This window comes from Leptolyngbya sp. UWPOB_LEPTO1 (assembly GCF_017302695.1).
Lineage (GTDB): Bacteria > Cyanobacteriota > Cyanobacteriia > Leptolyngbyales > Leptolyngbyaceae > Leptolyngbya > Leptolyngbya boryana.
In genome coordinates this window covers 193,174-203,630 of record NZ_JAFLCJ010000013.1, presented here as the reverse complement: position 1 = coordinate 203,630, position 10,457 = coordinate 193,174, and the positions used below count along the sequence as shown (strand labels likewise).

The 10,457-nt window shown below is 47.7% G+C and carries 8 protein-coding genes; 4 read left to right on the top strand and 4 right to left on the bottom strand.

The annotated features are described in order from the left end of the window. Positions 1 to 173: 173 nt before the first annotated feature. Both J0L70_RS19925 and J0L70_RS19920 read right to left on the bottom strand, forming a co-directional pair. A complete protein-coding gene (locus tag J0L70_RS19925) occupies positions 174 to 1,181 on the bottom strand; it encodes an AraC family transcriptional regulator (protein ID WP_287455641.1) in 1,008 nt (335 codons plus the stop codon). A 126-nt stretch (positions 1,182 to 1,307) separates the two neighbouring features. Next, a complete protein-coding gene (locus J0L70_RS19920; RefSeq protein WP_287455640.1) occupies positions 1,308 to 3,101 on the bottom strand; it encodes an ABC transporter ATP-binding protein in 1,794 nt (597 codons plus the stop codon). Positions 3,102 to 3,192: 91 nt separating this feature from the next. On the opposite strand from J0L70_RS19920, the gene J0L70_RS19915 reads away from it, so the two are divergent. Together J0L70_RS19915 and J0L70_RS19910 are read left to right on the top strand one after the other, a co-directional pair. Further along, the gene (locus tag J0L70_RS19915; protein WP_017286181.1) at positions 3,193 to 3,609 is read left to right on the top strand and encodes a DUF1636 family protein; all 417 of its coding nucleotides are present in this window, start codon (positions 3,193 to 3,195) and stop codon (positions 3,607 to 3,609) included. A gap of 143 nt (positions 3,610 to 3,752) precedes the next feature. Further along, a complete protein-coding gene (locus J0L70_RS19910; protein ID WP_287455639.1) occupies positions 3,753 to 4,781 on the top strand; it encodes an iron-siderophore ABC transporter substrate-binding protein in 1,029 nt (342 codons plus the stop codon). Positions 4,782 to 4,791: 10 nt separating this feature from the next. Here the strand turns inward: J0L70_RS19910 and J0L70_RS19905 are convergent, their stop codons facing one another. Together J0L70_RS19905 and J0L70_RS19900 are read right to left on the bottom strand one after the other, a co-directional pair. Continuing rightward, positions 4,792 to 5,820, bottom strand: a complete 1,029-nt coding sequence (locus tag J0L70_RS19905; RefSeq protein WP_287455638.1) for a FecCD family ABC transporter permease — start codon at positions 5,818 to 5,820, stop codon at positions 4,792 to 4,794. Next, a complete protein-coding gene (locus J0L70_RS19900; RefSeq protein WP_268183055.1) occupies positions 5,817 to 6,836 on the bottom strand; it encodes a FecCD family ABC transporter permease in 1,020 nt (339 codons plus the stop codon). Before J0L70_RS19900 ends, J0L70_RS19905 begins: the two co-directional genes overlap by 4 nt. 459 nt (positions 6,837 to 7,295) lie before the next feature. Between J0L70_RS19900 and J0L70_RS19895 the strand changes: the two genes are divergently transcribed. After that, positions 7,296 to 8,297 carry a hypothetical protein gene (locus tag J0L70_RS19895; protein WP_287455637.1) on the top strand — a complete coding sequence of 334 codons (1,002 nt, stop codon included), beginning with the start codon at positions 7,296 to 7,298 and terminating at the stop codon, positions 8,295 to 8,297. Positions 8,298 to 8,343: 46 nt separating this feature from the next. Beyond that, a complete protein-coding gene (locus tag J0L70_RS19890) occupies positions 8,344 to 10,434 on the top strand; it encodes a hypothetical protein (RefSeq protein ID WP_287455636.1) in 2,091 nt (696 codons plus the stop codon). The last annotated feature ends 23 nt before the right edge of the window (positions 10,435 to 10,457 follow it).

The following is a 10,457-nucleotide window of genomic DNA, read 5'->3' as shown; positions in this document are numbered from 1 at the left end:
CGACCATGCTTAACGACATCCACACTCTGGCAATCGGGACATTGAACAGGTTCTAGGACCATCTCGACTCAGCCCTCTAACACATCGTTTTCATTCTGCCATATATCCACATATCTAGAACACTACCACCCTGATGAATGGTGAACGGAGTTTTTTTGAATGGTGGACGGAGTTTAGCTAGCACTGCATCGGTTCATGATGGATTGCCGATAGTCTCTAGGATTTACGCCAAACTTTTTGCGAAACGCGATCGCGAAATGGCTGCGATTGCTCAGTCCAACTGCTTTTGCTGCTTCTGTAATACTGAGATCCCCTGACTCTAGTAACTGGCGAGATCGCTCCATTCGATAGTCTTGCAAATAGCCAAAGACCGTCGTCCCAAACACCTGTCGAAAACCGACTTTCAGCTTACAGTCATTGATCCCAACTAGCCGAGCTAACTCAATCAGCGAGGGCGGATTCTCTAATCGAGCAATGAGCAGTTCTTTGGCATAGTGAATTTGCTCAATGTCGGCTGATTTTAACAACTTAGTCTCGCGCTCTGGACTAATCTCGACTGTCTGAGCAAGGTGCAACGCAATGAGTTCCCACACCTTGCCTTCTAAATACATCTGCTGAGTCAATCCCTGAAACGGACACTGCAAAATCTGTTGAAGGGTAGACTGCATCGCGGCTGTCGTCCGGCTGATTTGGCTGTAGTAAGGTTGTTCGATCGGTCGCAACCAATTTCTAATTTCGTCTGGAGTCTGCTTGGGCAGTCCCGACATCCGCTGGCAAAAAACAGAAGGATCAATGTGAATAATCACCTTCAGATTGCGTTGCTTTGCTTGAATATCTAGCACTTCACCTGGAGCCATGCCACTTCCACAAAAGAGGTACTGTCCCGCATTCGCACAGTCTGAATTCGATGCTGCGGTTCCAATCAGCGTATAGTTGAGTTCTAAAGGATGCTCGCGATCGCAAGTGATGATTCTCAAGTCTTCGTGGAAGCAGTCTTCTGCGATCGCGAGTTCAACGCCATCGCGAACCTGAATTTCTCGATAATATCCCTCTCCAACAGCACTACAGTACTGCCAAGTCCGATCTATCTCTCGCGATTGAGACGCTTCTAAGTCATCAGTCTGGGAGGTTTCAGGACAGATAAGTTCCCAATAGTCTTGCTGTGAAAGGGTAACAGTCATAAGCTGCAATTCGCGATCGCAAAATTTGAGGGCATCTTACCACAAATGCAATTTATTCTCAATTGCTATTCTAGAACTTGAGCGGCTTCCCGGAGGCCAGATGAATTGTCATTGTGCTTGCCTAATTTAGAGGGGCTTGGTATGGGCTGAGGGCAAATCTGCAAAGGTTCCCTCTAATTCGATCCTGCTCTCGTGGAGTAAAATAATGCGATCGGCACGTTCCATCACTGAGCGGCGATGAGATACAACCAGAATAGTAGGGTTCCACGTTGGTGAACTGAGCTGAAATAGCTTTGACCAAAGTTTTTGTTCCGTTTCTACATCTAGAGCACTGGATAGATCATCAAAGACAAGTAACTCAGGTTGCCGAATCAGCATTCTCGCCGCAGCAACGCGCTGAATCTGTCCCCCAGACAGCCGCATTCCTCTAGAGCCAATTTGGGTATCGAGTCCATCAGGCATCATGGCTAAATCTCGATCGAACATCGCAAGCGAGATCGCGGCTAACACTTCTGTATCATCTTTCTGTAGCCCCAGCAAAATATTCTCTCGTAAGCTGGTGCTAAAGAGTTGCGGCACTTGGGAGGTGTAAGCACTGCGAGGCGGGACAAAAAACTGAGCCGGATCAGAGATCGTCTGACCATTCCACAAAATCTCTCCTGATTGCATCGGTAACAATCCCAATAGCACCTGCAATAGCGTTGTCTTGCCCGACCCAATCGATCCCGTGATCACTGTAAAACTGCCGCGTTGAAGCTCCAAAGAGATGTTAGTAATACCCACCTTGCTATTCGGATAGTGATAGCTCAAATTAATCGCTCGTAGTGCTTCTAAGCGATCGCAGGTTTCGTCCTGACGAGGAACAGGTAACTGGGATTTTCGTCCGGTCAGCGTTGGCAGATAGAGAGGATAAGGCTCGACGAGCGTCTGAGCCTCTGCATTGACTAAAGCTTGCATCCGTTCAAACGACACTTCGCTTTGTTTTGAGAGCGCCACAAATCCGCCTAAAAACCCTAGAAAATAAGTGACGTAGGCTAAGTAGTAGACAAATAGCGCAAAGTCCCCAACGCTGAGTGTTTGGCTACTCCGCATCGACTGGGCAGCAAAGAATAAAATCGCACCTGTGCCTAAACTAATGAGATTATCAAAACTAGAATCTAAGATCGCCGTAAGCAGTTGATCTTTGACGATCGATTGTCGGCGCTGATCGCAGAGTTGCCGAAAGTGAGCCAACACACTTTTTTCGGCTCCAGCTACCTGAATCGCTTGCACTGCGGTAAACATCTCACCAACCATGCCTGTCACTTGTTGGGTTGCCTGACGACTGGCGCGGCGATAGCGTTTTATGCGATCGCTGACCCGATGTAGAATCACAGCAATCAACACTAAAGGCAGAAAGACAAATAGCGTAATTGTTACGTTCACACTTAAGAGCAACAGCAAAGAAGCGATCGCAAAAACTCCTTCCCCTAAAACCTCATTCGTGCCCACCACATTATCTTCAATCTGGCTAGCATCCTCCCGAAAGAAACTCATCACTTCCCCCGGTGAAATCGTTTCCGCCCGAGCCATCGTTAAACTCTCAGCACCCGGATGTTCTAGCAATTTCCTGAGAAGATTGTGCTGGATCAGACTATTCATCGTGAAGCGATGTTGCGTTTTGGTGATGCGTCCGAGAATGATCGCAACAATTTGCGCAACCCCGATCGCTAAAAATAGCGCAATCCAACCTTGAGCAGAAAACACCGAAGGAGATTGCTGGGTGAGTTGATTAAAAAACTCTCGAATGACGAGTCCCGGCAGCACGGGGAGTCCTGCAATGCAGAGCCAGATCAAAGTGTCAGTCCAGTACAGCCTTGGAGCATAGCGGATCAGTTTCCAGAGGAGCAACCCAATAGATGCGCGACGAAGTGTTGTCATGAATTTCCTCCTCTTGACGATCGTTCCACTTTAAATGAGAATGAGTTGCATCAATTTCAGCTTGTTGATGCGAAGTCTCTTGCCAAAGTTTATGACAAAACATACTCTCTTTGTGTGCAAATCCTGCCATCGTTCTGAAGAAGAACTCGCAGAAGATCAAGCTTGTGATGGCAAAATCTTGCTAGATACTTTGACAAATTTAGCAGCTCAACAGTTCGCGCCAGAAGACCTAGAAATCAAATCCGTTGGGTGTTTGTGGGCTTGTAGTCGCGGTTGCGTTACTGCTTTTGCTCATCCGGAAAAACAAACTTACTTACTCATTGATCTACCACCCGACGAAGAATATGCTTCCGCATTACTCCAGTTCACTCAGATGTATATCAGCAATCGCAAAGGTGCATTCATCTGGGATAAACTCCCAGAGCAGTTAGAATCTGCGATGTTTGCCTGTATTCCTGCTCTATCGGCAACCGAGCAAAATGCAGATGAAGAGGATGACTTGAGCTAATTGCGCAAGCAGAGGACTACGATCGCTGGCTAGGAGAAACTGCTTGCAACGCATCATCACGACCAGAGAACTTCACAGTGCTCGAACCATTGCCCTGTTCATTGTGCCAAAAACGTTTCATCAGGATTTACAAATTGAGTGTTTTGAGTCAACAGCAGACGATGAAATTCGATCGCTGGGTTCGCTCCCTACTGCTCTTTGCCCTCACCGCTTTGCTCACATGGGGCTGTAGCAGAACTATTCTCACCACCCTGCCTCTCACATTGCCCTCAATCCATTGCCAACCGACAGCACCAAGTACAGACTGCGATCGACCTCGCAAAATTGCTGTACTTAGTCCCTATGGATTGGATCTGCTGTTGTCTCTGGGAGAACAGCCTGCTGCCTATGCAGGCGTTTCTGCAAGTCGGCAGCCGTTCAATCATCCCATTGAGCAAGTTCCTTATCTCGGTCGGTATGTGACGACTCAGCCAATCAATTTGGGCGATCGTGCTTCTCCTGCTCTAGAAGCACTCGCTTTACTCAAGCCAGATCTGATTGTGGGTGAAATGTGGCAAGGAAGCCAAGGAAGAGACAAATTGTTTTCTCAAATTGCGCCGACTCTCTTGCTCGATGATCAACAAGGAGGTTGGCAGGCAAGCCTTCAACAACTTGCAAGCATTCTCGATCGCTCCAATATGATTCAGCAAATCATGGCTGCTCGAAACGAGCGAATCACCCAAGCTCGCCAGAAATTAGCTGAGATTGCCAATGCTCATCCCCGTGTATTACTCTTGAGTTCTGGTGAGCTAACAAGTAACTTTTATGCATTTGGGCAAGAGCGCAGCATCTATTCCGATTTGCTAGAAACATTGGGATTTAAGATGGTTCGCTTCGATGAATCGTTGCTAGCAACAAAAGATGCATTTCAGCTTCCTGCTGAAGTGTTACCGCAGCTAGACCCTGATATTCTGATTGTTCTAGGATGGAATAAAAATGATGTGGACAATCGCCCCTTAAACTGGCGACAGCTTCAACAACAATGGAACCAAATTCCACTGTTAAAAGCAATGCCGATCTCCCAATCTGGGCGAGTCTATTTTATGGATGCCCACTTAACAATGCTGCGGGGTTCCCTTGCAGAAGCACAGATTCTCAATGACTTGCTTCAACAGTTAGCACCGAATTCTTGACAATCTCAGGTTATTTTTTGCGATCGCGAATCAGCAGATAGAGGAAAAAGGGCGCACCGATCGCGGCTGTCACGACTCCACAGGGAAGCTCGATCGGGGCGAACAGTGTTCTCCCCACAAAATCAGCCAACACCACTAACACCCCCCCAAGCAGTGCAGAAATTGGAAGTAATTCTTCATGTCGATTGCCGACAATCTGCCGTCCTACATGAGGAGCAATCAACCCCACAAATCCGATTGTTCCCGCAGTTGCCACTGATGCCCCCGCTAATCCCACCGCTACAATGACAAGTAAACCCCGCTGCCATTCAACTCGACTGCCTAATCCTTTCGCAATGTCTTCTCCTAAGTTCAACACATTGAGATGTCTTGCTAATCCAAATGCCGCTGGAACAAATACAATGATCCAAGGCAAGAGTGAAAAAACTTGCTCCCAAGTGCGACCGTAGACACTTCCGGCAAGCCACACTAAAGCTTGACTAACATCGTAAATCGAGCCAAAGGTGATGAGTAAACTGGTGAAGGCACTGGCGATCCCAGACAGTCCAATTCCCATCAAAATCAATAAAATCGGCGAACTTCCTTTGTTCCAAGCCAGCCCATAGATCAATGCTGCCATCACTGCCGCACCTACAAATGCAGAGAATGGGAGCGCGTAGATCGGCGCATCTGGAAACAAGACAATCACCGAAACAGCGGCTAGACTTGCCCCAGTATTGATTCCAATCATGCTAGGGTCAGCGAGTGGATTACGGGTTAAGCCTTGAAAAATAGCACCTGAAAGAGCAAGCGCCACCCCAACCATGAAAGCAACCAGCGTTCGAGGTAAGCGCAAAGTGTGAATCACAAACGCATGATCCGGGTTGCCTGTATCAATACCAAACAAGGTTCTTACAATGTCGAATCCTGCGATCGGGTATTCTCCTCGCCCAACATTGAGGATAATCGCTGCAAATCCAATGACAGCAAGCAGAAGCCCGATTGCAGGCACTCGTCGATCGAGGCGAAAAGATAGTACGGGAGAACGCCACTCATTCATTTTTTCACCTTCGTTTTTGCGAGATAGACAAAAAATGGTGCGCCTACAATAGCAGTCATCACACCCACCGGAAGCTCTTGAGGCTTCAGTAATACTCGTGCTGCAATATCCGAGACTAATAGCAGAATCGCACCGAGTACGGCTGAGTAAGGCAAAATCCAGCGATAATCTGTTTTGATAAAGAATCGAACCATGTGAGGTACAACTAAGCCAACAAAGCCAATTGGACCTGCGATCGCCACTGAACTTCCAGCCAAGAGAACAATGCTTATTGCGGTCAATCCTTTAATCCAAAGCGTCTGTTGACCCAAGCTCGTTGCGACTTCCTCTCCTAAACTAATTGTTGTGATCTGCCGACCCAGTAAGAATGCAATCAGCAATCCAGCACCTAAGAATGGCAAGACCTGTAAAAACAGGTCAAAATCCCGTCCTGCGAGTGATCCTGCTAGCCAAAATCGAATCTCTTCAAACGTGCGCTGACTCACAATCAAAATGGCAGTCGTGATGGAAGAGATCAAGGCAGACAGCGCGGCTCCAGCGACCGTCAAATTTAAAGGAGTTGCACCGCCGCGTCCCAAGGTTCCTAACAGATAAACAAGTATCGCCGCGATCGCGGCTCCTAAAAACGCTACCCCCGCATAAACTGTTAACGATGAGCTACCAAACAGAAACAAACTCATCACAACCGCTAAAGCACCGCCTGCTTCAATCCCCAGGATTCCGGTTTCGGCGAGTGGGTTGCGGGTTAGACCTTGCATCAATGCACCGGAGACCGCCAGAGCAGCACCGACGCAAAGCGCAATCAGCGATCGTGGCAATCGCACCGTCTGGATTACCAGATGATCAAAGGAGTTATCAAAGGTCGTGAACGATGCCAAAATCGTCGGCAGTGGAATGTCTCTTGCACCCAGTGTGACGCTGTAAATCAAAACAATGAGCAGAACAATTGAGCCTAACCCGAGTCCCAATAACAGCGAAATGGGGGATTTAGAAGCTTTAGGGAGAGTAGCAGTCATCGTAAAAGAGGACTCTTAATGCGAATAAATCCTAATTGTATCTGTTTATGGGCAAAAAACAAGGGCACTTAGAGTCTCAATTTTGCAATTCTAGAGATGTTGAATTCATGACATTAAGAGAGAAATCCATTCTCTTGGAATGGACTACTTCTAGAACGCCAAATTGGATGATAAATCGAGTGGACTTACGCATACTTCCAGTCATCACAGGATTACAGAACAGGTGGTAGCAATGAGTGAAGATGACATTGTTAAGGCGATCGCACTTTGTCTCATTTTAGGATTCTGCTTGATGATCATGTCACAAGTTGCTTGATGGTGCGGCAGATCCAGAATAGTCAGCCCTAATATGTAAAAAATAACATTAAAGTTCTCAGTCAGTGTGTTGATTAGTGTTATAAGAGACTCATTCTACAGGGATGAGTTTTTCAATACAGCACGTCTGATAGGGTTTCTAGCATGACTGTTCGTAAGACTGAAAGCCGCTTGCCCACTAACTTTCAAGCAAGTGATTTAGGGGAGTCCGCTGTCGCGATCGATGGACGATCCGTTCTTGTATCATTTGTGACTGCGCCCTTAGCTGTCGATCGGGAGAACAGGTATATTGTCTTGGTCACTGATGCAGGGCTAGCTAGTGCAGTGCAATCCTTTGAATGGAGCTTTATCGAAAACGGAGGTACGCCTCAAACTCAAACTACCACGATCGGTGAAGTCAACTACCGCCCACAGACTGTCGGAACATTAGTTGTGACAGTCCGATTGCTCGGCACAGGCAATACAGAGCAAGGCAGTTTGAGCTTAAATCAGACCGTCATTGTCTTGAATGCTGAACTCGAAACCCTGATTGCAGAAGCACAGAATCAGCCTGGAGCAGGTGCATCGAATCCAGAGGTGTTGCGGGAATTAATTAATGATTTAAGTCCTTACTATCAGGCAGTAACTTTAAAAACCTCTGAAAGCGGGGAGGGCTTTGAGAAGTTCGTCTTTAGCTTAGTTCATGATGGCGCGTTGCAGCGTCCAAGCTTAGCGCGACAACAGCAGTTAAATCAGTTAGCTGCTGCTTTGAATGGAACTGGGGATTTTGTAACGCTAGCAGCGTCGGGAGTTGGAGTGTGTGGGATTCGCTTAGCCCTCTTAGCAATGGTCTTACCTCAAACACCGGGAGGCTCGACTCCGATCTTACCCTGGACAGAGTTGCCTGACGTGCCGAATCAACGGGTGCTAGCAGATGAGCAATTACGGCAAGCATTAGCAAACTTAGAAGAAAATCGGCGGATTGATTTGTTTAACTTGGCTCGGTTTCCCAAGAGCAATATCATGCTTTGTGGTCGGATTTTGGAGACATTGCGCGATCGCTATTTTAGCGGCACAAACTTCAACGACGTTCTAACAGGTCTATCCGGAACCCGTGCCCACTGGATCATGCGCCATTACCGAGAAGGTCCACTCGTGAGATCCTGACGACTTCACGCTCTGACGCAGTTCGACACAATGAGTAGCAGAATGTATGTGCAAGACTACAACAGGAACACAAACGGCAACCCAAGATCGATATCGCACGATCGAACGAGGTAGCTCTCCGGGCGGATCGGGCGGCAGTAGTCCACCCGATCCAGAAGCCAGTGCGCCAGCCCCCCTCTTTGGTATGCCTGACTATGTTCCTCAGTACACCTTCATTGCTCAAGCTTCGCCCCAAGACAATGGGTTTATCGAACTGGCGAATCGCTACCATGAAAACGCCGGACTCGCACCTAAAACCGTTACTTCGATCGAACATCTCTTAGATTTGTTGAATAATCCCAGTGAAACGGGAACGGGAATCATTAACCGGATCAGAATTGTGTCCCATATCTTTGTAGATAGCCAAAATCTGATCCAGCCCACGAATCTGCTGATTCCATTTGTAGAGAATGGAACTCGGCTCTCTCTAAAACGTCATTTTGAGGGATTTGCTCGCAATCGGATTGCTGCGCTAAAAGCCATGATGAGCTTTGAGGTAGCAGTCCCTCTTGTTGAGACGACTTACTATATGCATCGAGGAGCAGTTGCTCCGATTCTCAATCATTTAAGGTCGAGTCAGGCAACGATTATCAATCAAATCCCGACTGATGCCTCCGGAGAACCGAGCGGAGATTTTCTGGACTTTATCAAGATTGCAGCGAGTCAATGGGCACTGCAACAAAATGTCCTGAACAACGCAGCAGCAGTTACAGCCGCAAATAATGGCTATGACGTGTTACTCGCAGATGTGGCGAGTCGATTGCAGAACAATCCTCTGAGCCAAGGTCAGTTAACGACCTTAAAAACTGCGATCGTGGGATTAGGCAATAGTGTGACTCTGAATTCTGCGCTACCTGCCCGACCTGCTGACTACGCGACGAATGTGACCGCAACCTTGGTATCGACAAATGGAAATGCCTTTCAGACCAAACTGATTCAAGCGAGGCAGCGGTTTAATCGCAATAGCAAAATCGACATTCGCGGTTGTCAGGTTGGTCGAGATCAAGATTTTTTACGGGCAATTCAACAGTTCTTTGGCACAAGTGACACTGTTCGACCGACTGTTTCAGGGCCGCGCTGGTTTCAGCATTTTAATGAAATTGGTCACATTACCGGACTCACGAACAATGCCGGAGTCGTCGGACTCTACAACTCAGGGTTTTCGCCTTACAGCGCAACACAAGTCCGTCAACAGTTTGAAAATTGGGCAACTGCATTCGGCATTACACAAGCTCATCTGACATTTTGGCAAACGACTCTAGCATTAGGAGCATTAGCGTTCTGTCGTTTGCAGTGGCAAGCTAATATCCCTGAAGCTCGAATTCCCATCAGTCGCCTCAATCGCATTCGTTCTGCTGGATTTACAGATGTATTTGCTGCGATCGCGAATGTCTTGTTATTCAACACGAATCTGCCGAGTACTGCGCAGATCAGTGCGATGAATGCTCTGTTACCGAATCTTGCAGCTTGGATCAGCCAACTTGATACAGCGATTCCTGGTACGGCGACTCCGGCTCAACTCGCAACGCGATTCACGGAATTCAAGACGATCTATGAAGCAGTCGATCGGCGCTTTGGCAGTGGTGGTGGAGTCAGTGCAGCCCAACGAGTGATTCCGGCGACTGCGCCTTCTCCGTTGACGGTAGCGATACTCAGCGGCTATCAAACACAGTTAAAGACCTTTATTGATAGCAACACAAATTCTAAGTTCCAACCTGTACAGCGCTATCTCACAACTACGATCGCTCAAGTTCAGGGCAATCCAGCCAAGATGCGGTATTACTTGGGGCTGGGATTACCCTTTCTGCTGTATAACCCTGCGGCAACGAATGCGAATCACAATCTCTTAATTGCCTTAACCGATACATCTGGTGCGGCGGCAAATCGACGACAGAATGACGCGATTAAATATTGGATTCGCGCTCAATGGCAAGGCAATATTCCAAGCGGCTTAGGGGCAACGGCAACCTTTGCCCAGTCTCGTCATACCCCTTGGCTTGTCGAAAATCGACAGGCGACGACTGGACTCTCAACTCCGCCTTTTGTGGTCAGCCCTACGACCGAATATCACGCCAAAATTGTCATTGTTCCTGCCTAAAAGATTGCGCCCATGATTGTTTG

Coding starts and splice junctions, on each gene's coding strand:
- J0L70_RS19925 (WP_287455641.1), bottom strand. CDS start 1,181: ATGACTGTTACCCTTTCACAGCAAGACTATTGGGAACTTATCTGTCCT.
- J0L70_RS19920 (WP_287455640.1), bottom strand. CDS start 3,101: ATGACAACACTTCGTCGCGCATCTATTGGGTTGCTCCTCTGGAAACTG.
- J0L70_RS19915 (WP_017286181.1), top strand. CDS start 3,193: ATGACAAAACATACTCTCTTTGTGTGCAAATCCTGCCATCGTTCTGAA.
- J0L70_RS19905 (WP_287455638.1), bottom strand. CDS start 5,820: ATGAATGAGTGGCGTTCTCCCGTACTATCTTTTCGCCTCGATCGACGA.
- J0L70_RS19900 (WP_268183055.1), bottom strand. CDS start 6,836: ATGACTGCTACTCTCCCTAAAGCTTCTAAATCCCCCATTTCGCTGTTA.
- J0L70_RS19895 (WP_287455637.1), top strand. CDS start 7,296: ATGACTGTTCGTAAGACTGAAAGCCGCTTGCCCACTAACTTTCAAGCA.
- J0L70_RS19890 (WP_287455636.1), top strand. CDS start 8,344: ATGTGCAAGACTACAACAGGAACACAAACGGCAACCCAAGATCGATAT.